23 protein-coding genes are annotated in these 24545 nt (G+C 69.7%); 21 read left to right on the top strand and 2 right to left on the bottom strand.

The genetic code is table 11. The features are described 5' to 3' along the window. Positions 1-238: 238 nt before the first annotated feature. On the top strand, positions 239-577 hold the full coding sequence (locus U8D42_RS16375; protein ID WP_322860139.1) for a WhiB family transcriptional regulator: 339 nt from the start codon (positions 239-241) through the stop codon (positions 575-577). 27 nt (positions 578-604) lie between these two features. On the opposite strand, the gene U8D42_RS16370 is transcribed toward U8D42_RS16375, so the two are convergent. Further along, positions 605-1027, bottom strand: coding sequence for a metallopeptidase family protein (locus U8D42_RS16370; protein ID WP_085241666.1), 423 nt, complete (start codon positions 1025-1027; stop codon positions 605-607). Between the two features lie 172 nt (positions 1028-1199). Between U8D42_RS16370 and U8D42_RS16365 the strand changes: the two genes are divergently transcribed. The 4 genes from U8D42_RS16365 (at position 1200) to manA (ending at position 5484) form a co-directional block, all read left to right on the top strand. Beyond that, positions 1200-1643, top strand: a complete 444-nt coding sequence (locus U8D42_RS16365; protein ID WP_085241665.1) for a DUF3499 domain-containing protein — start codon at positions 1200-1202, stop codon at positions 1641-1643. A 111-nt stretch (positions 1644-1754) separates the two neighbouring features. Then, entirely contained in the window at positions 1755-3152 is a 1398-nt protein-coding gene (locus tag U8D42_RS16360) for a phosphomannomutase/phosphoglucomutase (RefSeq protein ID WP_322859652.1), read from the top strand. Next, positions 3149-4249 carry a TobH protein gene (locus U8D42_RS16355; protein ID WP_322859653.1) on the top strand — a complete coding sequence of 367 codons (1101 nt, stop codon included), beginning with the start codon at positions 3149-3151 and terminating at the stop codon, positions 4247-4249. The genes U8D42_RS16360 and U8D42_RS16355 overlap by 4 nt, the downstream gene beginning before the upstream one ends. Positions 4250-4257: 8 nt before the next feature. Further along, positions 4258-5484: a mannose-6-phosphate isomerase, class I gene (manA, locus tag U8D42_RS16350; RefSeq protein WP_322859654.1), complete on the top strand. Its 1227-nt coding sequence runs from the start codon at positions 4258-4260 to the stop codon at positions 5482-5484. Here manA and U8D42_RS16345 read toward each other — a convergent pair. Further along, on the bottom strand, positions 5462-6883 hold the full coding sequence (locus tag U8D42_RS16345) for an FAD-dependent oxidoreductase (protein ID WP_322859655.1): 1422 nt from the start codon (positions 6881-6883) through the stop codon (positions 5462-5464). The two genes, manA and U8D42_RS16345, sit on opposite strands and share 23 nt — an antisense overlap. 63 nt (positions 6884-6946) lie before the next feature. On the opposite strand from U8D42_RS16345, the gene U8D42_RS16340 reads away from it, so the two are divergent. The 16 genes from U8D42_RS16340 to U8D42_RS16265 all read left to right on the top strand — a co-directional run bounded on the left by U8D42_RS16340 (position 6947) and on the right by U8D42_RS16265 (position 24544). Beyond that, a complete protein-coding gene (locus U8D42_RS16340; RefSeq protein ID WP_322859656.1) occupies positions 6947-8455 on the top strand; it encodes an APC family permease in 1509 nt (502 codons plus the stop codon). A gap of 99 nt (positions 8456-8554) precedes the next feature. Further along, positions 8555-9796 carry an alkane 1-monooxygenase gene (locus tag U8D42_RS16335; RefSeq protein ID WP_322859657.1) on the top strand — a complete coding sequence of 414 codons (1242 nt, stop codon included), beginning with the start codon at positions 8555-8557 and terminating at the stop codon, positions 9794-9796. Beyond that, positions 9793-9966, top strand: coding sequence for a rubredoxin (locus U8D42_RS16330; RefSeq protein ID WP_322859658.1), 174 nt, complete (start codon positions 9793-9795; stop codon positions 9964-9966). Before U8D42_RS16335 ends, U8D42_RS16330 begins: the two co-directional genes overlap by 4 nt. Continuing rightward, complete coding sequence (locus U8D42_RS16325) at positions 9963-10145, top strand: rubredoxin (RefSeq protein WP_085241657.1); 183 nt, start codon at positions 9963-9965, stop codon at positions 10143-10145. The genes U8D42_RS16330 and U8D42_RS16325 overlap by 4 nt, the downstream gene beginning before the upstream one ends. Before the next feature lie 49 nt (positions 10146-10194). Continuing rightward, positions 10195-10791 carry a TetR family transcriptional regulator AlkX gene (gene alkX / locus U8D42_RS16320; RefSeq protein WP_322860140.1) on the top strand — a complete coding sequence of 199 codons (597 nt, stop codon included), beginning with the start codon at positions 10195-10197 and terminating at the stop codon, positions 10789-10791. A gap of 96 nt (positions 10792-10887) precedes the next feature. Further along, positions 10888-12360: an adenosylhomocysteinase gene (gene ahcY, locus U8D42_RS16315; RefSeq protein ID WP_322859659.1), complete on the top strand. Its 1473-nt coding sequence runs from the start codon at positions 10888-10890 to the stop codon at positions 12358-12360. A 64-nt stretch (positions 12361-12424) separates the two neighbouring features. Beyond that, a complete protein-coding gene (locus U8D42_RS16310) occupies positions 12425-13114 on the top strand; it encodes a dTMP kinase (RefSeq protein WP_322859660.1) in 690 nt (229 codons plus the stop codon). 80 nt (positions 13115-13194) lie between these two features. After that, complete coding sequence (gene mtrA, locus U8D42_RS16305) at positions 13195-13881, top strand: two-component system response regulator MtrA (RefSeq protein WP_067925378.1); 687 nt, start codon at positions 13195-13197, stop codon at positions 13879-13881. A 13-nt stretch (positions 13882-13894) separates the two neighbouring features. Then, entirely contained in the window at positions 13895-15577 is a 1683-nt protein-coding gene (gene mtrB / locus U8D42_RS16300) for an MtrAB system histidine kinase MtrB (RefSeq protein WP_085241653.1), read from the top strand. Next, positions 15577-17334, top strand: a complete 1758-nt coding sequence (lpqB, locus tag U8D42_RS16295; RefSeq protein WP_322859661.1) for an MtrAB system accessory lipoprotein LpqB — start codon at positions 15577-15579, stop codon at positions 17332-17334. The genes mtrB and lpqB overlap by 1 nt, the downstream gene beginning before the upstream one ends. A 41-nt stretch (positions 17335-17375) precedes the next feature. Then, the gene (locus tag U8D42_RS16290; RefSeq protein ID WP_322859662.1) at positions 17376-18008 is read left to right on the top strand and encodes a ComF family protein; all 633 of its coding nucleotides are present in this window, start codon (positions 17376-17378) and stop codon (positions 18006-18008) included. Between the two features lie 322 nt (positions 18009-18330). After that, on the top strand, positions 18331-18999 hold the full coding sequence (hpf, locus tag U8D42_RS16285) for a ribosome hibernation-promoting factor, HPF/YfiA family (protein ID WP_085241650.1): 669 nt from the start codon (positions 18331-18333) through the stop codon (positions 18997-18999). A gap of 92 nt (positions 19000-19091) precedes the next feature. Beyond that, positions 19092-21917: a preprotein translocase subunit SecA gene (gene secA, locus U8D42_RS16280; RefSeq protein ID WP_322859663.1), complete on the top strand. Its 2826-nt coding sequence runs from the start codon at positions 19092-19094 to the stop codon at positions 21915-21917. Between the two features lie 155 nt (positions 21918-22072). Then, complete coding sequence (gene mddA, locus U8D42_RS16275) at positions 22073-22828, top strand: methanethiol S-methyltransferase (protein WP_322859664.1); 756 nt, start codon at positions 22073-22075, stop codon at positions 22826-22828. Between the two features lie 71 nt (positions 22829-22899). Continuing rightward, positions 22900-23382 (top strand): cation:proton antiporter regulatory subunit, encoded by a 483-nt coding sequence (locus tag U8D42_RS16270; RefSeq protein ID WP_322859665.1) that lies wholly within the window; start codon positions 22900-22902, stop codon positions 23380-23382. 4 nt (positions 23383-23386) lie between these two features. After that, positions 23387-24544 carry a cation:proton antiporter gene (locus U8D42_RS16265; protein WP_085241646.1) on the top strand — a complete coding sequence of 386 codons (1158 nt, stop codon included), beginning with the start codon at positions 23387-23389 and terminating at the stop codon, positions 24542-24544. Position 24545: the final 1 nt, after the last annotated feature.

The following is a 24545-nucleotide window of genomic DNA, read 5'->3' as shown; positions in this document are numbered from 1 at the left end:
GTAATTCGGTCACGAGATGGTATGGAAATGCGCCGTAATGCTTGACCCGGCAGATCAACCCGTGTCTAATCACAACAGTGTCATTTCCCGGTTGGCCGGCCGGTTCCGGTGTCGCAGACCGAGATTCGATCACTTGTTCGAATTGTCTGTACACATCAGAAAAGTGGGAACCACTCACTCTCTCAATCGATCTGAGGAGGCGGACGACCGTATGTCTTACGAACATCTTCGAGGAGTCATGGCGAGCACGCCGCACACCCCTATCGGCTCGGCGCCGGTCCGACCCGTTCGGCCGCACCTGACCGTGGTTCCTGATGCGCCAGTCGCATTCGAGCCCGAGCCGTTGCCGGCGCCAGTTGCGGACCAATGGCAGGACCGGGCGCTGTGCGCCCAGACCGACCCCGAGGCCTTCTTCCCGGAGAAGGGCGGGTCCACCCGCGAGGCCAAGAAGATCTGCCTGGGGTGCGAGGTACGTCATGAGTGCCTGGAGTACGCCCTGGAGCACGACGAGCGCTTCGGCATCTGGGGCGGCCTCTCCGAACGGGAGCGTCGTCGCCTCAAGCGCGGCATCATCTAAGGCGCCGAAGGCGCCGACGCGCCAGGGTTATTCGTCGTCGATCGTCGGGTCGATGACCGACGGCTCGACATCGAGGTAGATGGCCACCTGGGCCACCAGTATCTCGTGCAGCAAATCACCGAGTTCGACGGTGTCTTTGGCCCGTCGCTCAATAGGCTTGCGGAACAGGACAATTCGCGCCCGCGTGGCGTTGCCGCGGACGTCGACGCCGGCCGGGATCAGCCGCGCCAGCGGGATCGGCCCGTCAGCGACGACCTCCGGCGGCCACTGCACGCTGTCGGGATCCTTGGCCGCGATGCGGGGGATCTCATCGACCGCCACGTCGAGCTCGGCGAGGCGGGCCTGCCAGTGCCGCTCGATGGGCTCGTAGGCCTCCAGCACCGCCATGTCGAACCGCTCGGCCCGGCTGCGCCACCCGGGCACCGTCGGCGGCAGCAGCGGGCCGCGCACGTCGCGGCCCCGCCGGCTGGACCGGTGGGAAGCGAATCGGCCCGGGGACCGACCCCTCCGCGGGGAGCTGCGCGAATCGCCCACGCGCCGATGGTAACGGTTGAACATCGGCGGTCCGCCGGTTGCGCGTGTCCGGCGCTTCACGAGCGTTTGCGCACGATAGCCTTTCGGCGTGAACGTTCCCCGTCGCTGTTGCCGGCCCGGGTGTCCGCACTACGCCGTAGCGACCCTGACGTTCGTCTACTCGGACTCCACGGCGGTCGTCGGGCCACTCGCGACCGCGCGGGAGCCGCATTCGTGGGACCTGTGCGTCGGCCATGCCGGCCGGATCACCGCGCCCCGCGGGTGGGACCTCGTGCGCCACGCCGGGCCCCTCTTGTCCGAGCCCACGCATCCCGATGAGGACGACCTGGTCGCCCTGGCCGACGCGGTGCGCGAAGGTGGCGATCGGGGCGTGCCGTACGCCGCAACCCCGGTGAACGGCTTCGCCGACCCGCACCTTCATCACGGCGGGTCGCAGGCCACCGCGCCGAGCAGCAGCGTGCTCGCGCCGCCCGAGCATCGGTCCGGCCGGCGCCGCGGGCATCTGCGGGTGTTGCCCGACCCCAGTGACTAGGCGACCGCGATCCGCGCCCACCGCTGCGGTCGGTGTTTCCCGCGGGCCGATAGGCTGACGGCCAAGAGGCGAAGGAACGCGAACCCGTTCAAGGCGTCAGGAGGCCCCCGCATGTCTCGGCTCGCCGCGACCGTACACCGTGTCGTCAAGGCTTACGACGTGCGAGGGCTGGTCGGTGAAGAGCTCGACGAGCCGCTGGTCACCGCCCTGGGGGCGGCATTCGCCAGGCTGATGCGCGGCGAGGGTGCGCGGCAGGTGGTGATCGGCCACGACATGCGCGACAGTTCGCCCGCGCTGGCCGAGGCCTTCGCCTCCGGGGTGCTGAGCCAGGGCCTGGACGTGGTGCGGATCGGCCTGTCCTCCACCGATCAGCTCTACTTCGCCTCCGGGTCGCTGGACTGCCCCGGCGCGATGTTCACCGCGAGCCACAACCCCGCCGCCTACAACGGGATCAAGCTGTGCCGGGCGGCCGCCAAGCCGGTCGGCGCGGAGAGTGGCCTGCGCACCATCAGCGAGGACGTGATCGCCGGGGTGCCGGCGTATGCCGGGCAGCCGGGAACCGTCACCGACCGCGACGTGCTCGACGACTACGGGGTGTTCCTGCGTTCGCTGGTGAGCACGTCGGGCCTGCGGCCCTTGCGGGTGGCCGTGGACGCCGGCAACGGCATGGCCGGTCTCACCGCGCCCGCGGTGCTCGGGGCGATCGATTCGATCACCTTGCTGCCGTTGTACTTCGAGCTCGACGGCTCGTTCCCCAACCACGAGGCCAACCCGCTGGACCCGGCCAACCTGGTCGACCTGCAGGCCTACGTGCGCGAGACGGGTGCCGACATCGGGCTGGCCTTCGACGGGGACGCCGACCGCTGCTTCGTCGTCGACGAACGCGGCCGGCCGGTGTCGCCCTCGACGGTGACCAGCCTGGTGGCCGCCCGCGAGCTGGGCCGGGAGATCGGCGCGACCATCATCCACAACGTGATCACCTCCCGGGCGGTGCCGGAGTTGGTCGCCGAGCGCGGCGGCACGCCGCTGCGCTCCCGCGTCGGACACTCCTATATCAAGGCGATGATGGCCGACACCGGCGCCATCTTCGGCGGGGAGCACTCGGCGCACTATTACTTCCGCGACTTCTGGGGCGCCGACTCCGGGATGCTGGCGGCGCTGTACGTGCTGGCCGCCCTCGGCGAACAGGACCGGCCGTTGTCGGAGCTGACCGCCGATTACCAGCGGTACGAGTCGTCCGGCGAGATCAACTTCACCGTCGCCGACGCGGCGCTGTGCACGGAGGCCGTGCTGAAGTCCTTCGGCAGCCGGATCCACTCCATCGACCACGTGGACGGGGTGACCGTCGACCTGGGCGACGGCAGCTGGTTCAACCTGCGCAGCTCCAACACCGAGCCGTTGCTGCGGCTCAACGTGGAGGGGCGCACCACCGAGGACGTCGGCGCGGTGGTGGCCCAGGTCCGCGCGGAGATCGAGGCGCAGTCGGCGCCCGCCGGGGCCGCCCCGTGAGCGCCGTGCGGGCGATCGATCTCGAGGACACCGACGGTCTGCTGGCCGCCGACCGGGACGGCCTGCTGCGGTCGGCGTCGTCGGCCGGCGCGCAGGTGCGCGCGATCGCCGCGGCGGTCGACGAGGGCGCGCTGGATTCGCTGCGGACCGACGACCGGCCGCGCAGCCTGATCTGGGTCGCCGGCCGCGGGGCCGCCGACTCCGCCGGTGCCATGCTCGCCGCGACGGTGGGCGGTGCGGCCTCCCAGCCGATCGCGCTGACCGCGGAGGTTCCGCCGTGGATCGGCCCCCTCGACGTGCTGATCGTCGCGGGCGACGACCCGGGCGACCCCGCGCTGGTCAGCGCGGCGGCGACCGGGGCGCGGCGCGGGGCGCGGGTCGTGGTCGCCGCGCCGTACGAGGGGCCGATGCGGGATTCCACGGCCGGGCGGGCGGCGGTGCTGGCGCCGCGCCTTGCCGTCCCCGACGAGTTCGGGTTGTGCCGGTACCTGGCCGCGGGCGTGGCCGTCCTGCAAACCGTGGACCGGCGACCGGGCATCGACCTGCGGGCGCTGGCCGACGAGTTGGACGCCGAGGCGCTGCGCAACAGCGCGGGTCGCGAGCTGTTCACCAACCCGGCCAAGACGATCGCCGCGCGCCTGGCCGACCGTCAGGTGGCGCTGGCCGGCGATTGCGCCGCGACGCTGGCGCTGGCCCGGCACGGCAGTTCGGTGCTGCTGCGGATCGCTCATCAGGCGGTTGCCGCCGCCGGATTGTCCGACGCCGTCGTCGCGCTGCGCGCAGGCGCGTCCGCCGGGTTCGTGGATCCCGCCGAGGCGCTGTTCCACGACGAACAGATCGACGGCCCGCTGCCCCGGCGGCTGCTGGTGCTGGTGCTGACCCTGTCCGCCGAACAGCCGGTGGTGGCGGCCCGCACCGCGGGGCTCGACGACGTGTACCTGCTGGCCGCCGAGGACGTGCCCGACGGACCCGGCGGCTCGGCCGGCTCCACCGTCGCGCCGGCGTTGGGCGGGGCCATCAGCGCCGAGCAGCAACTGGCAGTATTGGCCGTCCGGCTGGAGATGGCCGCGGTTTATGCGCGACTGGTGCGGGGATAGATAGAACAGTGGAATTGCTTCGCGGAGCCTTGCGGACGTACGCCTGGGGATCACGCACCGCCATCGCGGAATTCACCGGGCGGACGGTCCCGGCCGCCCACCCCGAGGCCGAGCTCTGGTTCGGCGCCCACCCCGGCGACCCCGCCTGGCTGGAGACCGACCATGGCGAGATCACGCTGCTCGACGCGCTCGTCGAAGACCCGGAGGGCCAGCTCGGCCCCGGGGCGCGCGCCCGCTTCGGAGACATGCTGCCGTTCCTGGTCAAGGTGCTCGCGGCCGACGAGCCGCTGTCCCTGCAGGCCCACCCGAGCGCGGCGCAGGCGGCCGAGGGCTACCTGCGCGAGGAGCGGCTGGGCATCCCGCTGAACTCCCCGGTGCGCAACTACCGCGACACCTCGCACAAGCCCGAGGTGCTGGTGGCGCTGCAGCCGTTCGAGGCGCTCGCCGGCTTCCGTCAGGTCGCCCGCACCGTCGAGCTGCTGCGGGCCCTGGCCGTCTCCGACCTCGACCCGTACATCGAGCTGCTCAACGACCAGTCCGACGCCGACGGCCTGCGCGCGCTGTTCACCACCTGGATCACCGCACCCCAGCCCGACATCGACGTGCTGGTGCCCGCGGTGCTCGACGGCGCCATCCAGTACATCAGCTCCGGGGCAACCGAATTCGCCGGCGAGGTCAAGACGGTGCTGGAACTCGGGGAACGCTATCCCGGCGACGCCGGCGTGCTGGCGGCGCTGTTGCTGAACCGCATCACGCTGGCCCCGGGCGAGGCGATCTTCGTGTCGGCCGGCAGCCTGCACACCTACCTGCGCGGGTTCGCGGTGGAGGTGATGGCCAACTCCGACAACGTGTTGCGGGGCGGCCTGACCCCCAAGCACGTGGACGTGCCCGAGCTGCTGCGGGTGCTCGACTTCACCCCGACCACCGAGGCGGAGGTGCGGCCCCGCGTCCACCGCGAGGGCTTCGGCCTGATCTACGAGACCCCGGCCGAGGAGTTCGCGGTGGCGCTGCTCGAGCTCGACGGCGATTACCTGGGCCACGAGGTCGACGCCACCTGCAGCCACGAGGGCCCGCAGATCCTGCTGTGCACCGAGGGCTGCACGACCGTGCACGGCAAGTCCGGGTCGCTGACCCTGCAGCGGGGGATGGCCGCCTGGGTGGCGGCCGACGACGCCCCGATCCGGCTGGTCGCGCGCGAACCCACCAAGCTGTTCAGGGCGACCGTAGGGCTGTAACGGCGGCATGCCGGTCCCTGGCGGCCTGACGGCGTTCGCCCAGCCACAGCCGCAGGTTGTGGGCCATCGCCCGCCCGATGATGCGCGGCGGCGGGATCATGTACAGGCTGTCGAGCAGCGAGAACCGGCGCAAAAACCATTCGGCCAGAACGGGATCGGTCTCGGCGGCCCCCAGGAATTGGTCGAAGAGCGCACCGGACGGCCGCCACCACCGGGGGATCGGCCCCTTGGCGCCGGCGTGGTGGAAGGTGACGTCGCCGATGGCGTTCATGATCCAGACGGGGAAGGTGGTCTTGGCGGTGGCCCGGCTCAGTTCCGCCGCCAGCTGCTCGTCGGGGGAGGACAGCGCGCGCCGCAGGTGACCGGCCTGCAGCGAGGTCATCGTCATCCCCTGCCCGAAGGTCGGGTTGAAGCTGGCGACGGCGTCGCCGAACGGGACGATCCCGGCGGGGAAGCGGTCCAGCTTGTCGTAGCGGCGCCAACGGCTGGCCGGAAAGGCGTGGAAAGCCGGTTCCCCCAGGGGTTCGGCGTGCGTCAGGGCGGTGCTGAAGTGGGCCGGGAGCAGTTCGTCGGCCAGCGCCAGCATCTCGGGAAAGGTCCGGGGGGGTTTGACGTTGGCCACGCCGAACGTGGTCAGCACCCAGGTGCCGTCCTCGTAGCACAGCATGCCCAGCCCGAGTGACTTGTCGTGCGAGGCGCCCGCGACCACCACCTTCTCGGTGATCAGTCCGTCCGCGATGCGGAACTGCTGGGTGGCGTAGTGGATGCCGATGTCCAGGGCGTCTTCCCTGGGGCGTTCGTACCCCCACTGCTCCAGCCAGACCGGCAGCCGGGTGCCCCGCCCGGCCGCGTCGACGACGAGGTCCGCGGCCACGAATTCCGGCTCCCCGCCGTCGCTGCCGGCGGCGTCCAACAGCACCCCGGTCACCCGCCGGCGGGCCGGGTCGTACCGCGGTTCGGCCACCGAGCGGCGCACGATCGCGACGTTGTCGGTGTCGCGGACGCGTTTGCGCAACTGCCACTCCAGGTGCGGGCGGCTGGGCACGTACGCGGTGAATTCGTCGCGCAGCGTGTGCCCGGTCCCGAGCACGTGGCCGGCCGCGCCGAGGTGAATGCAGTCGGGCCGGTTCTCCAGCATGGGCACGCCGGCGGCCACCATGTCGTCCAGCAGTCCGGGGAACAAACTCTCGAACTCCATTGCGCCGCGGGCCATCAGCATGTGCAGGTGCCTGTCCTGCGGGACCGTCGCCCGGTTCGACGGTGTGGCCGGCAAGTCGTCGCGTTCGTAGACGGTGACGCGGGCATACGAATCCGCGAGCACCCGCGCGGCGCACAGGCCTGCGATGCTGCCCCCGATGACCGCCGCATGCTCCCGGGTGTTTGCTTTGGTGTCCGGCATCTCGGCAGAGTACCCAGTACTGTGGCGGACCAATGGGTCCCAGTTGATTCCGAAGGGCGACGGATGGCCAACCGATGGCGGACGAAGTCGGTCGAACAATCGATCGCCGACACCGACGAGCCCGACACCCGGCTACGCAAGGACCTGACCTGGTTGGACCTGGTCGTCTTCGGCGTCGCGGTGGTGATCGGCGCCGGGATCTTCACGGTGACAGCGTCCACGACCGGCGACATCACCGGCCCGGCCATCGGGATCTCGTTCGTCATCGCGGCGATCACCTGTGCGCTGGCGGCGTTGTGTTACGCCGAGTTCGCCTCGATGCTCCCGGTCGCCGGCAGCGCCTACACCTTCTCCTATGCCACCTTCGGGGAGTTCCTGGCCTGGATCATCGGGTGGAACCTGCTGCTGGAGCTCGCGATCGGCGCCGCGGTCGTGGCCAAGGGTTGGTCGAGCTACCTGGGCAACGTGTTCGGGTTCGCCGGTGGCACAACCGAATTCGGGTCAATCAGCCTGGACTGGGGTGCGCTGGTGATCGTCGCCGGGGTGGCGACCCTGATCGCGCTGGGCACCAAGCTGTCGTCGCGGTTCTCCGCGGTGGTCACCGGTATCAAGGTGTCGGTGGTGCTGTTGGTGGTCGTGGTCGGCGCCTTCTACATCAAGGGCTCCAACTATTCGCCGTTCATTCCCAAGCCCGAAGCCGGGCATGAGGCCTCCGGCGTCAACCAGTCGGTGCTGTCGCTGCTGACCGGGGCGCACAGCAGCCACTACGGGTGGTACGGCGTGCTGGCGGGCGCGTCGATCGTGTTCTTCGCGTTCATCGGTTTCGACATCGTCGCCACCATGGCCGAGGAGACCAAGCGGCCCCAGCGCGACGTCCCGCGGGGCATCCTCGCGTCGCTGGCCATCGTGACCGTGCTCTACGTGGCCGTCTCGGTGGTGTTGTCGGGCATGGTCTCCTACACCCAGCTCAAGACGGCCCCGGGCCACCGGCCGGCGAACCTGGCCACGGCGTTCACGGCCAACGGGATCCACTGGGCCAGCAAGATCATCGCCATCGGCGCGCTGGCCGGACTGACCACCGTGGTGATGGTCCTGATGCTCGGCCAGTGCCGCATCCTGTTCGCGATGGCGCGCGACGGCCTCTTGCCGCGGCAACTGGCCAAGACCGGCACGCGCGGCACCCCGGTCCGGATCACCGTGCTGGTCGCGGTCGTGGTGGCCGCGACGGCATCGGTGTTCCCCATCGACAAGCTCGAGGAGATGGTCAACGTCGGAACCCTGTTCGCGTTCGTACTGGTCTCGGCCGGCGTCATGGTGCTGCGGCGCACCCGCCCGGACCTGGAGCGCGGCTTCCGGGCGCCGTGGGTGCCGGTCCTGCCGATCGCCTCGATCACCGCGTGCGTGTGGCTGATGGTCAACCTCACCGCGCTGACCTGGGTGCGGTTCGCCGTCTGGCTGGCGGTGGGGACCGCGATCTACGTCGGCTACGGATACCGGCACTCGGTGCAGGGCCGGCGCGAGGCCCACGGGATCGAGGCGCCCGCGCGCGCGGAACCCGACACCGTTCCGTAGCGGCCGGTTTACAAAAGTACGTCTCGTGTCTAGACACGAGACGCAGTAGGCGATATTGTCAAACTCAAGCGTGGTGTGACTCACAAGGAGGTTTGGCATATGACCACACTGGAACGGCAGGTACACCCGGAGGCGTCCGAGCCGCCGGTCTGGCGGGACAAGAAGCGGCACCTATGGCTGATGGGGCTGATCGCGCCGACGGCGTTGTTCGTGGTGCTGCCGCTGGTCTGGGCGATGAACTCACTCGGCTGGCAGACCGGCTCGCAGGCGCTGCTGTGGATCGGGCCGATCCTGGTCTACGTCCTGCTGCCGATCCTGGACCTGCGCTTCGGGCCCGACGGCCAGAACCCGCCCGACGAGGTGATGGAGCAGCTGGAGAACGACAAGTACTACCGCTACTGCACCTACATCTTCATCCCGTTCCAGTACCTGAGCGTGGTCTTCGGCGCCTACCTGTTCACCGCCTCGAACCTGAGCTGGCTCGGCTATGACGGCGCGCTGGGCTGGGCGGGCAAGCTCGGGGTGGCGCTGTCGGTGGGCGTGCTCGGCGGCGTGGGCATCAACACCGCCCACGAGATGGGCCACAAGAAGGACTCCCTGGAGCGGTGGCTGTCCAAGATCACCCTGGCCCAGACCTGCTACGGCCACTTCTACATCGAGCACAACCGCGGCCACCACGTGCGGGTGTCCACCCCTGAGGACCCGGCGTCGGCGCGCTTCGGCGAGACGTTCTGGGAGTTCTTGCCGCGCAGCGTCTTCGGCAGCCTGCGCTCGTCGTTGCGGCTGGAGGCCGAGCGGCTGCGCCGGCAGGGGCGGAGCCCGTGGGACCCCCGGACGTACCTGTCCAACGACGTGCTCAACGCCTGGCTGCTGTCGATCGTGTTGTGGGGGGTGCTGATCGCGGTCTTCGGCCCGGCGCTGATCCCGTTCGTGGTCATCCAGGCCGTCTTCGGCTTCAGCCTGCTCGAGTCCGTCAACTACCTCGAGCACTACGGGCTGTTGCGGCAGAAGCAGGCCAACGGCCGTTACGAGCGCTGCACCCCGGTGCACAGCTGGAACTCCGACCACGTCGTCACCAACCTGTTCCTGTACCACCTGCAGCGGCACAGCGACCACCACGCCAACCCGACCCGCCGGTACCAGACCCTGCGCAGCATGGAGGGCGCGCCCAACCTGCCGAGCGGGTACGCGTCGATGATCTCGCTGACCTACCTCCCGCCGCTGTGGCGCAAGGTGATGGACCACCGGGTGCTCGAGCACTACGACGGCGACATCACCAAGGTCAACATCCACCCGCGGGTGCGGGAGCGGGTGCTGGCGCGCTACGGGGCGCGGGCGTGACCGCCTACCGGTGCCCGGGCTGCGGCTACACCTACGATGAGGCGAAAGGTGCTCCGCGGGAAGGATTTCCCGCGGGCACGCCGTTCGGTGACATCCCCGCCGACTGGTGCTGCCCGGACTGTGCGGTGCGGGAGAAGGCCGATTTCGAGTGTTTAGGAGTGAACCGGTGAGCGACTACAGACTCTTCGTCTGCGTGCAGTGCGGATTCGAATACGACGAGGCCAAGGGCTGGCCGGAGGACGGCATCGCGCCCGGGACCCGCTGGGACGACATCCCCGAGGACTGGAGCTGCCCGGACTGCGGCGCGGCGAAATCCGACTTCGAGATGGTGGAGATTGCTCGTTCGTGATCGGCGCGAAAGCGGCTCGAAAGCGGCTATTGTCGCGCCTGTGAAGCGGATGCCGTTCCCCGAGGCGTCGCGCGCGCTGCTGCGCGACTCGGTGCTGGACGCGATGCGGGAGTTGCTGCTGACCCGCGACTGGTCCGCCGTCACGCTGTCGGACGTGGCCCGCGCCGCGGGCATCAGCCGGCAGACCATCTACAACGAGTTCGGCTCGCGGCAAGGCCTGGCGCAGGGTTACGCCCTGCGCCTGGCCGACCGGCTGGTCGACGCCGTGCAGGCCGCCATCGACGCCAACGTCGGCAACATCTATGAGGCGTTCCTGCAGGGCTTTCGCGCCTTCTTCGCCGAGTCGGCGGCGGACCCGCTGGTGATCTCGTTGCTGACCGGCGTCGCCAAGCCGGATCTGCTGCAGATCATCACCACCGACAGCGGCCCCATCATCACCCGGGCGTCGGATCGGCTGAGCGCGGCCTTCACCCAGAGCTGGGTGGCCACCAGTGACTCCGACGCCGGCGTCCTGGCCCGGGCGATCGTCCGGCTGGCGATGAGCTACGTGTCGATGCCGCCGGAGGCCGACCACGACGTGGCGGCCGACCTGGCGCGGCTGATGACGCCGTTCGCGGAGCGCCACGGCGTCGTCAACGTCCCCTGACGCCCTCCCGCGGCCGCCGACTACAGTGGCGCAAGAGCGTATACCTAAGCTAAGTAATCCGCTTGGAACCTAAGCCGCAGAAGGAATGAGACTTTTATGACGACGACCGAAAGTTCGTTGACCGCCGACGTCCGCAACGGCATCGATTTCAAGGTCGCCGACCTGTCGTTGGCTGAATACGGTCGCCGGGACATCGAGCTGTCCGAGCAGGAGATGCCGGGTCTGATGTCGCTGCGCCGCGAGTACGCCGAGGTGCAGCCCCTGAAGGGGGCGCGGATCTCGGGCTCGCTGCACATGACGGTGCAGACCGCCGTGCTCATCGAGACCCTGGTTTCGCTGGGCGCGCAAGTCCGTTGGGCGTCCTGCAACATCTTCTCCACCCAGGACCACGCCGCCGCCGCCGTGGTCGTCGGCCCGCACGGCACGCCCGAGGAGCCCAAGGGCGTCCCGGTGTTCGCCTGGAAGGGCGAGACGCTGGAGGAGTACTGGTGGGCCGCCGAGCAGATGCTGACGTGGCCCGACGAGCCGGCCAACATGATCCTCGACGACGGCGGCGACGCCACCATGCTGGTGCTGCGCGGCGCGCAGTACGAGAAGGCCGGCGTGGTGCCGCCCGCTGAGGAGGACGACCCCACCGAGTGGAAGGTCTTCCTGGACTTGCTGCGCAAGCGCTTCGAGACCGACAAGGACAAGTGGACGAAGATCTCCGAGTCGGTCAAGGGCGTCACCGAGGAGACCACCACCGGCGTGCTGCGCCTCTACCAGTTCGCCGCGGCCGGCGACCTCGCCTTCCCGGCGATCAACGTCAACGACTCGGTGACGAAGTCCAAGTTCGACAACAAGTACGGCTGCCGGCACTCGCTGATCGACGGGATCAACCGCGGCACCGACGTGCTGATCGGCGGCAAGAAGGTGCTGGTCTGCGGCTACGGCGACGTGGGCAAGGGTTGCGCCGAGTCGGTCAAGGGGCAGGGCGCGCGCGTCGTCGTCACCGAGATCGACCCGATCAACGCGCTGCAGGCGCTGATGGAGGGCTACGACGTCGAGACGGTCGAGGACGCGATCGGCGCCGCCGACATCGTCATCACCGCGACCGGCAACAAGGACATCATCACGCTGGCGCACATGAAGGCGATGAAGGACTACGCGGTGCTGGGCAACATCGGGCACTTCGACAACGAGATCCAGGTCGCCGCGCTGGAGCGCTCGGGCGCCACCAAGACCAACATCCGGCCGCAGGTCGACGTGTGGACGTTCCCCGACAGCGGCAAGTCGATCATCCTGCTCTCCGAGGGCCGGCTGCTGAACCTCGGCAACGCCACCGGGCACCCGTCGTTCGTGATGAGCAACAGCTTCTCCAACCAGGTGATCGCCCAGATCGAGCTGTGGACCAAGAACGACGAGTACGACAACGAGGTGTATCGGCTGCCCAAGCACCTCGACGAGAAGGTGGCCCGCATCCACGTCGAGGCGCTCGGCGGCAAGCTGACCAAGCTGACCAAGGAGCAGGCCGAGTACATCGGCGTCGACGTCGACGGTCCCTACAAGGCCGACCACTACCGCTACTGAGTCCTCGGTCCTCATGCCGAGTGTGCGGCCAGCCGCACATTCGTGCGCGGGATAGGCTCGCGCGGTGCTGATCGCGATCGAAGGGGTCGACGGGGCGGGCAAGCGGACGCTGTCCGAGGGCCTGCGCAAGGCCTTCGAGGCGGCCGGGAAGTCCGTGGCGATCCTGGCCTTCCCGCGCTACGGCAAGTCGGTGACCGCCGACGTCGCGGCCGAGGCCCTGCACGGCGAGCACGGCGACCTGGCGTCGTCGGTCTACGCGATGGCGATGCTGTTCGCGCTCGACCGGGCGGGGGCCGTTGACGACATCGAGGCGCTGTGCGCTGACCACGACGTGGTGATCCTGGATCGTTACGTCGCGTCCAACGCCGCCTACAGCGCCGCGCGCCTGCACGAGGGCGCGGGCGGGGCGGCCGCCGCCTGGGTGCTCGAGCTGGAGTACCGGCGGCTGCGGCTGCCCGCACCCGACTGGCAGCTGCTGCTCGCGGTGCCGGCGGAGCTGGCCGGGCAGCGCGCGCGCAGCCGGGCGCAGTCCGATCCGGGGCGGGCGCGCGACAGCTACGAACGCGACGACGAACTGCAGCTGCGCACCGGCGCGGTCTACGCCGAGCTGGCCGCGGCGGGCTGGGGCGGGCCCTGGCTGGTCGCCGACGCCGACGTCGATCCGGCCCGGCTGGCCGCCACCCTCATCGGCGCCAAGGAGGTGCCCCCGACCGTCCGGGAGGGCACACCGGGGGCGCCGGGCAGGGGTTTTTGACCCGAATTGCCGCTATATTTGCGGCCAGGCCCAAGAAACGCCCGTGTGGCGCGCCAGTTTTGTCCCGATCTGGTGACACCATGGATGCCATGAGGCAAAGGATCTTAGTCGTCGATGACGACGCTTCGCTGGCCGAGATGCTCACCATCGTGTTGCGTGGGGAGGGTTTCGACACCGCGGTCATCGGTGACGGTACCCAGGCCCTGACTGCGGTGCGCGAACTGCGCCCCGACTTGGTACTCCTGGACCTGATGCTGCCGGGGATGAACGGCATCGACGTGTGCCGCGTGCTGCGCGCCGATTCCGGTGTGCCGATCGTGATGCTGACCGCCAAGACCGACACCGTGGACGTGGTGTTGGGCCTCGAGTCCGGCGCCGACGACTACATCATGAAGCCGTTCAAGCCCAAGGAGCTGGTGGCGAGGGTGCGGGCGCGGCTGCGGCGCAACGACGACGAGCCCGCCGAGATGCTGTCGATCGCCGACGTCGAGATCGACGTGCCGGCGCACAAGGTGACGCGCAACGGCGAGCAGATCTCCCTGACTCCGCTGGAGTTCGACCTGCTGGTCGCGTTGGCGCGCAAACCGCGGCAGGTGTTTACTCGTGATGTGCTGCTCGAACAGGTGTGGGGCTACCGGCACCCGGCGGACACCCGCCTGGTGAACGTGCACGTCCAGCGTCTGCGGGCCAAGGTTGAGAAGGACCCGGAGAACCCGACCGTGGTGCTGACCGTTCGAGGAGTGGGATACAAGGCCGGACCTCCGTGATCCGGGGGCGCCATTGATCTGGGGCTCTCGGCGACGCACTCGGAGCCGTTGGGGGCGCTCCGGTCCCATGACCCGCGGCATGGGTGCGGTGAGTCGCGCCGTTGCTGTTGCCTGGCGCCGGTCGTTGCAGCTGCGGGTCGTCGCGCTGACGCTCGGGATGTCGTTGGCGGTGATCCTCGCGCTCGGCTTCGTGTTGACCTCTCAGGTCACCAATCGTGTGCTCGACGTCAAGGTCAAGGCGGGCATCGAGCAGATCGAGCGCGCGCGCACGACCGTCGGCGGGATCGTCAGCGGCGAGGAGACGCGCTCGCTGGACAGCAGTCTGCAGCTGGCCCGCAACACGCTGACGTCGAAGACTGACTCCGCGTCGGGCGCCGGGCTGGCCGGTGCGTTCGACGCGGTGCTGATCGTGCCGGGCGACGGGCCCCGCGCGGCGACCACGGCCGGACCGGTCGACCAGGTGCCCAATGCGCTGCGCGGCTTCGTCAAGGCCGGGCAGGCGGCGTACCAGTACGCCACCGTGCACACCGACGGTTTTTCCGGCCCGGCGCTGGTGATGGGCACGCCGGCGTCGTCGCAGGTGGCCAACCTGGAGCTGTACCTGATCTTCCCGCTGAAGAACGAGCAGTCCACCATTGCGCTGGTCCGCGGCACCATGATCACCGGTGGCGCGGTGCTGCTGGTGCTGCTCGCCGGGATCGCGCTGCTGGTATCCCGGCAGGTGGTGGTGCCGGTGCGGTCGGCGTCGCGGATCGCCGAGCGGTTCGCCGAGGGACACCTGTCCGAACGGATGCCGGTGCGCGGCGAGGACGACATGGCCCGGTTGGCGGTGTCGTTCAACGACATGGCCGAAAGCCTGTCCCGCCAGATCACCCAGCTCGAGGAGTTCGGCAACCTGCAGCGCCGGTTCACCTCGGACGTCAGCCACGAGCTGCGCACCCCGCTGACCACCGTGCGGATGGCCGCCGACCTCATCTATGACCACAGTGCCGACCTGGATCCCACGCTGGCGCGCTCCACCGAGCTGATGGTCAACGAGCTGGACCGGTTCGAGTCGCTGCTCAACGACCTGCTGGAGATCTCCCGGCACGACGCCGGGGTGGCCGAGTTGTCCGTCGAGGCGGTGGACCTGCGCACCACCGTGCGCAGCGCGCTGAGCAACGTCGGCCACCTGGCCGAGGACGCCGGCATCGAGCTGCTCGTCGACCTGCCGGACGAGGAGGTGATCGCCGAGGTCGACACCCGGCGGGTGGAGCGGATCCTGCGCAACCTGATCGCCAACGCGATCGACCACGCCGAACACAAGCCGGTGCAGATCCGGATGGGGGCCGACGAGGACACCGTGGCCGTCACCGTCCGCGACTACGGGGTGGGGTTGCGGCCCGGCGAGGAGAAGCTGGTGTTCAGCCGGTTCTGGCGGGCCGACCCGTCGCGGGTGCGCCGGTCCGGCGGCACCGGGCTCGGCCTGGCGATCAGCGTGGAGGACGCCCGCCTGCACCAGGGCCGGCTGGAGGCGTGGGGCGAACCCGGTGAGGGATCCTGCTTCCGGCTGACGCTTCCGCTGGTCCGCGGCCACAAGGTGACCACCAGCCCGCTGCCCATGAAGCCCATTCCGCCCACCGCGACGACAAACACGGGGCCGCAACCGACCAAAGACCGGTCGCGGCAACGGGAACACGCCGAGAGGAGCGGGTGATGCGGCGCCTGCTCGGGTTGGCGTTTCTCGCGGTGGTGCTGGCCGGTTGCGCGGGGGTGCCCAGCTCGTCGGCCCCGCAGGCCATCGGCACCGTCGAACGGCCGGCCCCGTCGAACCTGCCCAAGCCGACGCCGGGCATGGATCCCGATGTGCTGCTGCGCGAATTCCTCAAGGCCACAGCCGATCCCGCGAACCGGCATCTGGCGGCCCGGCAGTTCCTCACCCAGTCGGCGTCCAACGCCTGGGACGACGCCGGTAGCGCCCTGCTGATCGACCACGTGGTGTTCGTGGAAACCCGTGCGGCCGAACGTGTTTCGGCGAACATGCGGGCGGACATCCTCGGGTCGCTGTCGGACATGGGGGTGTTCGAGACCGCGGAGGGGGTGCTGCCCGACCCGGGCCCGATCGAGTTGGTCAAGACGTCGGGCGGGTGGCGCATCGACCGGCTGCCCAATGGGGTGTTCCTGGACTGGCAGCAGTTTCAGGCGACCTACAAGCGCAACACGCTGTACTTCGCCGACCCCACCGGCAAGACGGTGGTTCCCGATCCGCGCTACGTCGCGGTCGCCGACCACGACCAGCTGGCCACCGAATTGGTCTCCAAGCTGATCGCCGGCCCGCGGCCCGAGATGGCGCACACCGTCCGCAACCTGCTCGCCCCGCCGCTGCGGCTGCGCGGGCCGGTGACCCGGGCCGATGGCGGCAAGAACGGGACCGGGCGCGGCTACGGCGGGGCGCGCGTCGACCTGGAGAAGCTGTCCACCACCGATCCGCACAGCAGGCAATTGCTCGCCGCGCAGATCATCTGGACGCTGGCCAGGGCCGACATCCGGGGCCCGTATGTGATCAACGCCGACGGCGCGCCGCTGGACGACCGGTTCGCCGAGGGCTGGACGACCTCCGATGTGGCGGCCACCGACCCGGGTGTGGCCGACGGCGCGGGCGCCGGGCTGCACGCGCTGGTGAACGGCTCGCTGGTGTCGCTGGACGGCCAGCGCTTCGGCAACGTGCCCGGCGCCTTCGGCCGCATGGGCGACCAGACCGGCGCCGCGCTGTCCCGCAGCGGGCGGCAGGTGGCGTCCGTCGTCACGCTGCACCGGGGCGCGCCCGACGAGGCGGCGTCGCTGTGGATCGGCGACCTCGGCGGCGAGGCGGTCCAGTCCGCCGACGGGCACAGCCTGACGCGGCCCAGCTGGTCGCTGGACGACGCGGTCTGGACGGTGGTGGACGGCAACAACGTGCTGCGCGCGATCCAGGAGCCGGCGTCGGGGCAACCCGCCCGCATCCCGGTCGATTCCGTCGCCGTGGCCAGCCGCTTCCCGGGGCCGATCACCGACCTGCAGCTGTCCCGCGACAGCACGCGCGCCGCGATGGTGATCGGCGGCCAGGTGATCCTGGCCAGCGTGGAGCAGACCCAGGCCGGCCAGTTCGCCCTGACCTACCCGCGGCGGCTCGGCTTCGGGCTGGGCAACTCGGTGGTCTCGTTGTCCTGGCGCACCGGCGACGACATCGTGGTGACGCGTACCGATGCCAGCCATCCCGTGTCCTACGTCAACCTCGACGGGGTGAACTCCGACGCGCCCGCCCGCGGCCTGCAGATGCCGGTGCTGACCGTCGCGGCCAACCCGTCGACGATCTACGTCGGGGCCCCGCAGGGGGTGCTGCAGTATTCGGCGTCGGCGGCCGAAAGCCAGCAGGGCTGGTCGGAGGTGCCGGGGTTAGCGGTGTTCGGGGCGGCCCCCGTGCTGCCGGGCTGACCCCACCGGCGTTGTCGGTCCCGCGCACCAGACTGGCGCCCGTGCTCGACCTCATCCTGCCGCTGCAGTGCGGCGGCTGCGGGGCGCCGTCGACCCGCTGGTGTGACGTCTGCGCCCGGGAGCTGTCGGTGGCGCCCGACCAGCCGCACGTGGTGAACCCGCGGGTCGACCCGGGGGTGCCGGTGTTCGCGCTCGGCCGCTACGCCGGCGCGCGCCGGCAGGCGATCCTGGAGCTCAAGGAGCACGGCCGCGCCGACCTCGTCGGGCCGTTGGCGGCCGCGCTGGCCACCGGGGTGCACCGGTTGCTGTCGTGGGGGATCGTCGAAACGCCGCTGACGGTCGTGCCGGCTCCGACGCGCCGTTCGGCGGCGCGCCGGCGCGGGGGCGATCCGGTCACCCGGCTGGCGCGCGCCGCGGTGGCCGGCCACCCGGCCATCAGCGTCGTCCCGGCGCTGCGGATGAGGGCGCTGGTTCGCGACTCGGTGGGCCTGGGGACGGCCGCCCGCGAGCGCAACGTCGCGGGCCGGGTGCTGCTGCGGGGAACACGGCCGGTCAGCGAGGCCTTGATCGTCGACGACATCGTCACCACCGGGGCGACGGCGCGCGAGTCGGTGCGGGTGTTGAGCGCCGCCGGCGTGCGGGTCGCGGCCGTGCTGACGGTCGCGGTCGCGTGAGGCTGTGCGGCCGCCAAGAGTATGTGAAGAACTCGCAACACCTCCGCGAAATCAGTGGCATGGCGAGGCGAACAAGAGCTAACGTCGAGGACAACATCAATCGACTCACTGGGCTGACTTCACTGGTCGCGACGTTCCCAGGTTGAGACCCCACTCGCGGGAAGGGGTGAGTATTCGACACCTTGCATCGGCGAGCAGCCTGCGGCGGTTACCTGTTGAAAGGACCGCTCTCCCACCTCGTCGGCGCGTCGTAGTAAGCCGGGCACGCAGGGCGCGTGCGACGTGAAAGAGAAACGAGTTGTCACGTATGTCAAGGCTATCCGTGGATTCCGGTCAGATTCTCGACCAACCGCCGACGCACACCGACGGCCAAGCTCAACCGACGACCAGCGCCGACGTGGTCTTCAAGGGCCGCAATGTAGAAGTCCCCGATCACTACCGCCTCTACGTCTCCCAGAAACTCGCCCGCCTCGAGCGGTTCGATCGCTCCATCTACCTCTTTGATGTCGAGCTCAAACACGCGCCGAACCGGCGCCAGCGCAAATCGTGTCAACGCGTCGAGATCACCGCGCGCGGCCGCGGGCCGGTGAGCCGGGCCGAGGCCTGCGCCGACAGCTTCTACGCGGCGTTCGAGTCCGCGGTCGACAAGCTGGAGAACCGGCTGCGCCGCGCCAAGGACCGCCGCAAGGTCCACTACGGCGACAAGACGCCGGTGTCGCTGGCCGCCGCCACCGCGGTGGTGCCGGCGCCGCCGGCCGAACCCCTGCCGGAGCCGCCCCTCGACCATGACGGCGCCGAGACCGACCACGAGCCCGGGCGCATCGTGCGCACCAAGGAGCACCCGGCCACGCCGATGACGGTCGACGACGCGCTCTACGAGATGGAGCTCGTCGGGCACGACTTCTTCCTGTTCCACGACAAGCAGACCGAACGGCCCTGCGTGGTCTACCGCCGCCACGGCTACGACTACGGGCTGATCAGGCTCGCCTGAGCAGGCCCTCCTGAGGTTGGACGGCCCCCGCGGGGTTGTCACCTACCATGGGAGTCGCCTTATAGAGACTCCTACCAACAGGGGACATAGCTGTGCTGTCGAAGTTGCTGCGCCTCGGCGAAGGTCGCATGCTCAAGCGTCTGAAGCGGGTGTCGGACTACGTCAACACCTTGTCCGACGAGGTCGAGAAGCTGACCGACGCGGAGCTGCGCGCCAAGACCGACGAGTTCAAGAAGCGGCACGCCGACGGCGAGAGCCTCGACGACCTGCTTCCCGAGGCGTTCGCGGTGGCCCGCGAGGCGGCCTGGCGGGTGCTCGACCAGCGCCCCTTCGACGTGCAGCTGATGGGCGGCGCGGCGCTGCACTTCGGCAACGTCGCCGAGATGAAGACCGGTGAGGGCAAGACCCTGACCTCGGTGTTGCCCGCCTACCTCAACGGCATCGGCGGCAAGGGCGTGCACATCGTCACCGTCAACGATTACCTGGCCAAACGCGACAGCGAGTGGATGGGCCGCGTGCACCGCTTCCTCGGCCTGGACGTCGGGGTGATCCTGGCCCAGATGACGCCCGACGAGCGCCGGGTGGCCTACCACGCCGACATCACCTACGGCACCAACAACGAGTTCGGCTTCGACTACCTGCGCGACAACATGGCGCATTCGCTCGACGACCTGGTGCAGCGCGGGCACAATTTCGCCATCGTCGACGAGGTCGACTCCATCCTGATCGACGAGGCCCGCACCCCGCTGATCATCTCCGGGCCCGCCGACGGCGCCTCCAACTGGTACCTCGAGTTCGCCCGGCTGGCGCCGCTGATGGAGAAGGACGTCCACTACGAGGTGGACCTGCGCAAACGCACCGTCGGCGTGCACGAGCTCGGCGTCGAGTTCGTCGAGGACCAGCTCGGCATCGACAATCTGTACGAGGCCGCCAACTCGCCGCTGGTCAGCTACCTCAACAACGCGCTGAAGGCCAAGGAGCTGTTCAACCGCGACAAGGACTACATCGTCCGCGACGGCGAGGTGCTCATCGTCGACGAGTTCACCGGCCGCGTGCTCTACGGCCGCCGCTACAACGAGGGCATGCACCAGGCCATCGAGGCCAAGGAGCACGTCGAGATCAAGGCCGAGAACCAGACGCTGGCCACCATCACGCTGCAGAACTACTTCCGGCTCTACGACAAGCTGGCCGGCATGACCGGTACCGCCCAGACCGAGGCGGCCGAGCTGCACGAGATCTACAAGCTGGGCGTGGTCCCCATCCCGACGAACAAGCCGATGATCCGCACCGACTGCTCCGACCTCATCTACAAGACCGAGGAGGCCAAGTACATCGCGGTGGTCGACGACGTCGCCGAGCGCTACGAGAAGGGCCAGCCGGTGCTGATCGGCACCACCAGCGTCGAGCGCTCGGAGTACCTGTCGCGGCAATTCCAGAAGCGCCGCATCCCGCACAACGTGCTCAACGCCAAGTACCACGAGCAGGAGGCCGGGATCGTCGCGGTGGCCGGCCGCCGGGGCGGCGTGACGGTGGCCACCAACATGGCCGGCCGCGGCACCGACATCGTGCTGGGCGGCAACGTCGACTTCCTCACCGACCAGCGGCTGCGCGAGCGCGGCCTCGATCCGGTGGAGACGCCCGACGAGTACGAGACCGCCTGGCACGAGGAGCTGCCCAAGGTCAAGGAGGAGGCCGGCAAGGAGGCCGCCGAGGTGATCGAGGCCGGCGGCCTATACGTGCTGGGCACCGAGCGGCACGAGTCGCGGCGCATCGACAACCAGCTGCGCGGCCGCTCCGGCCGGCAGGGCGACCCGGGCGAGTCCCGCTTCTACCTGTCGCTGGGCGACGAGCTCATGCGCCGGTTCAACGGCGCCGCGCTGGAGGCGATGCTCAACCGGCTGAACCTGCCCGACGACGTGCCGATCGAGGCCAAGATGGTCACCCGGGCGATCAAGAGCGCCCAGACCCAGGTCGAGCAGCAGAACTTCGAGGTCAGAAAGAACGTCCTCAAGTACGACGAGGTGATGAACCAGCAGCGCAAGGTGATCTACGCCGAGCGCCGCCGCATCCTGGAGGGCGAGAACCTCAAGGAGCAGGCGCTGGACATGGTCCGCGACGTGGTCACCGCCTACGTCAACGGCGCGACGTCCGACGGCTACGCCGAGGACTGGGACCTGGAGGCGTTGTGGACGGCGCTCAAGACGCTGTACCCGGTCGGCATCGACCACGAGACGCTGATGCGCCTGGACGCCGAGTCCGAGCGCGATGATCTCACCCGCGAGGAGTTGCTCGACGAGCTGCTCAAAGACGCCGAAAACGCTTATGCCGCAAGGGAAGCCGAGCTCGAGGAGATCGCCGGCGAGGGCGCGATGCGGCAGCTGGAGCGCAACGTGCTGCTCAACGTCATCGACCGCAAGTGGCGCGAGCACCTCTACGAGATGGATTACCTCAAGGAGGGCATCGGGCTGCGCGCCATGGCGCAGCGCGACCCGCTGGTGGAATACCAGCGCGAGGGCTACGACATGTTCATGGCGATGCTCGACGGCATGAAGGAGGAGTCGGTCGGGTTCCTGTTCAACGTCACCGTCGAGGCGGTGCCGTCCCCGCAGATCGCGCCGATGGAAACGCCGGAGGGGCTGGCGGAGCTCGGGGCCGCCGAAGAGCAGCCCGCCACACCCGCGGCTGCCCGCGAGGAGGCCCCGCCGCAGTTGCGTGCCAAGGGGATTGACAACGCCGCGCCGGCCATGACTTACTCCGGCCCGTCGGAGGACGGCTCGGCGCAGGTGCAGCGCAACGGCGGCGACGGCCAGAAGACGCCGGCCGGCGTGGCGGGGGGAGGTTCCCGGCGCGAGCGCCGTGCCGCCGCCAGGCAGCAGGGCCGCGGCGCCAAGCCGCCCAAATCGGTCAAGCGCCGCTAGGGCTTTCCGCCGAGCGTGAAGCCACCTTCACACTCGGCGCCGAGCGTGAAGGTAGCTTCACGCTCGGACTGGTCAAAATTGCCTAGCGCCCGCCTTCGCGAAGATGAGGCAATCGACCTATAGGCGAGCGCGCCCGCCCGGCGGACACTTAGCCCATGAAGCGATATCTGACGCTTGGCTACGGCGCCGCGGCGTACCTGCTCTTCCTCGCGGCCTTCTTGTATCTCATCGGCTTCCTGGGAAACTTCGCGGTGCCACGAAGCGTCGATCATGGGTTGGCCGCGCCCCTCGCCACGGCCGTACTGATCAACGCGGCGTTGCTGGCCGCGTTCGGGGTGCAGCACAGCGTGATGGCCCGCCCCGCATTCAAGCGATGGTGGGTGCGCGTCGTGCCGTCACCGATCGAACGCAGCACCTACGTGCTGCTGTCCAGCGCGGTGCTGGCCCTGCTGTACTGGCAATGGCGAACGATGCCGACGGTCATCTGGGACGTGCGGCAGCCGGCCGTCCGCGCGGTGTTGTGGGCGCTGTTCTGGCTCGGCTGGGCCATAGCGCTGCTCTCGACGTTCCTGATCAACCATTTCGACCTGTTCGGGCTCCGGCAGGTGTATCTGGCTTCGCGCCAAGAGCCCTATACCAGCGTCGAATTCCGCGTCCGCCTGCTCTACCGCGTGGTGCGCCACCCCCTGATGCTCGGCATGGTCATCGCCTTCTGGGCCGCGCCCGTCATGACGGCCGGGCACCTGCTGTTCTCGACGGGCATGACGATCTACGTCCTCGTCGCCACGCAGCTGGAGGAGCGTGACCTGGTCGCGACGCTCGGTCCCCAGTACCGCGACTACCGCCGCGAGGTGTCGATGCTGCTGCCGATTCCGCGCCGGCAGCCCACCGGCGTGCCCCGGCAGGGCTGATTCACAGCAGTTCTCTAGGAGCCCCGCGATCCGGCGACCGCGCCACCGGCCGACCTGTCAGGATTGACCGCATGGATGTCAAGGAGGTGCTGCTGCCGGGCGTCGGCCTTCGCTACGAATTCACCGACCACAAGGGCGATCGCATCGGCATCATCGCGCGGCGAAGCGGCGACTTCGAGGTCGTCGTCTATGCCCGGGAGGACCCGGACGAGGCCCGGCCGCTCCTGCAACTCAGTGACGAAGAGGCCGAGGCGGTGGCCCAGATCCTGGGGGCGCCCCGGATCGCCGAGCGGTTCACCGAGCTGGCCCGCGAAATACCCGGACTCGAGACGGGTCAGGTTCACATCCTGGCCGGCAGCCCGTTCGTCGGCCACCCCCTGGGCGACACCCGCGCCCGCACCCGCACCGGCGCCTCCATCGTCGCGATCGTGCGCAACGAGGAGGTGCTCGCCTCGCCCGGCCCGGCCGAAACGCTGCACGCCCGAGACGTTTTGATCGTCATCGGCACCCATGACGGCATCGCCGGCGTCGAACAGATCATCGACAAGGGCTGAGCCGGTGCAGGTTTCGTGGGCGCTGCTGCTCGAGCTCGGCGCCCTCCTGGCCACGCTGGCCGTCTTGGGCGGCGTCGCGCGCCGGTTCGCGTTGTCCCCGATCCCGGTCTACCTGCTGGCGGGCCTGTCGCTGGGAAAGGGCGGGATCCTTCCGCTCGACGCCGGGGGCCAGTTCATCACGACCAGCGCGCCCATCGGCGTGGTGCTGCTGCTGCTGACCCTGGGCCTGGAGTTCTCCGCGGCGGAATTCGCCGCCAGCCTGCGCCACCACCTACCCTCCGCGGGCGTCGACGTCGTCCTCAATGCCACGCCCGGCGCGATCGCCGGCTGGCTGCTGGGACTGGACGGGGTGGCGATCCTGTGCCTGGCCGGGGTCACCTACATCTCCTCGTCGGGCGTCATCGCGCGCCTGCTGGAGGACCTGCGCCGGCTCGGTAACCGGGAGACCCCGGCCGTGCTCTCCGTTTTGGTCCTCGAGGACTTCGCGATGGCGGCCTACCTGCCGCTGTTCGCCGTCCTGGCCTCGGGCGGCGGCTGGCCGCACGCCGTCGTGGGCATGGTGGCGGCGGTGGCCGCGCTGTTGGCGGCGTTCGCCGCGTCCTACCGCTGGGGCCACCACGTGGGCCGGTTGGTCGAACACCCCGAGTCCGAACAGCTCCTGCTGAGGGTGCTGGGCATCACCTTGATCGTGGCGGCCGTGGCGGAATCCCTGCACGCGTCGGCCGCGGTGGGCGCCTTCCTGGTGGGCCTGACGCTCACCGGGGAGACGGCGAACCGGGCGCGCCAGGTGCTGGGTCCGCTGCGGGACCTGTTCGCCGCCATCTTCTTTCTGGCGATCGGCTTTTCGGTGGATCCCAAGGAGCTGATCCCGATGCTGCCGGCGGCGCTGATCCTGGCCGCGGTGACCGCGGCGACCAAGGTCGCCACCGGGGTCTTCGCCGCCCGGCGCGACGGGGTGGCGCGGCGCGGACAGCTGCGCGCGGGCACCGCGCTGATCGCCAGGGGCGAGTTCTCGCTGATCATCATCGGGTTGGCGGGCACGTCGATCCCCGCGGTCGCCGCGCTGGCGACGTCGTACGTCTTCGTCATGGCGATCGCCGGGCCGGTGCTGGCCCGCTACACGGGCGGCCCGCTGGCGCCCAGCGCCGGTCCCGTGCGCTGAC

This window comes from Mycobacterium europaeum, from assembly GCF_034555895.2.
Classification (GTDB): Bacteria; Actinomycetota; Actinomycetes; order Mycobacteriales; family Mycobacteriaceae; genus Mycobacterium; species Mycobacterium europaeum.
The sequence above is the reverse complement of the archived record's forward strand: the minus strand, read 5'-3'. Positions and strand labels throughout refer to the sequence as shown.

What these genes read in the sequence shown, in the direction of transcription:
- U8D42_RS16375 (WP_322860139.1), top strand. Translation starts at nt 239, where the DNA reads ATGGCGAGCACGCCGCACACCCCTATCGGCTCGGCGCCGGTCCGACCC.
- U8D42_RS16360 (WP_322859652.1), top strand. Translation starts at nt 1,755, where the DNA reads ATGTCTCGGCTCGCCGCGACCGTACACCGTGTCGTCAAGGCTTACGAC.
- U8D42_RS16345 (WP_322859655.1), bottom strand. Translation starts at nt 6,883, where the DNA reads ATGCCGGACACCAAAGCAAACACCCGGGAGCATGCGGCGGTCATCGGG.
- U8D42_RS16340 (WP_322859656.1), top strand. Translation starts at nt 6,947, where the DNA reads ATGGCCAACCGATGGCGGACGAAGTCGGTCGAACAATCGATCGCCGAC.
- U8D42_RS16335 (WP_322859657.1), top strand. Translation starts at nt 8,555, where the DNA reads ATGACCACACTGGAACGGCAGGTACACCCGGAGGCGTCCGAGCCGCCG.
- alkX (WP_322860140.1), top strand. Translation starts at nt 10,195, where the DNA reads ATGCCGTTCCCCGAGGCGTCGCGCGCGCTGCTGCGCGACTCGGTGCTG.
- ahcY (WP_322859659.1), top strand. Translation starts at nt 10,888, where the DNA reads ATGACGACGACCGAAAGTTCGTTGACCGCCGACGTCCGCAACGGCATC.
- mtrA (WP_067925378.1), top strand. Translation starts at nt 13,195, where the DNA reads ATGGATGCCATGAGGCAAAGGATCTTAGTCGTCGATGACGACGCTTCG.
- lpqB (WP_322859661.1), top strand. Translation starts at nt 15,577, where the DNA reads ATGCGGCGCCTGCTCGGGTTGGCGTTTCTCGCGGTGGTGCTGGCCGGT.
- mddA (WP_322859664.1), top strand. Translation starts at nt 22,073, where the DNA reads ATGAAGCGATATCTGACGCTTGGCTACGGCGCCGCGGCGTACCTGCTC.
- U8D42_RS16270 (WP_322859665.1), top strand. Translation starts at nt 22,900, where the DNA reads ATGGATGTCAAGGAGGTGCTGCTGCCGGGCGTCGGCCTTCGCTACGAA.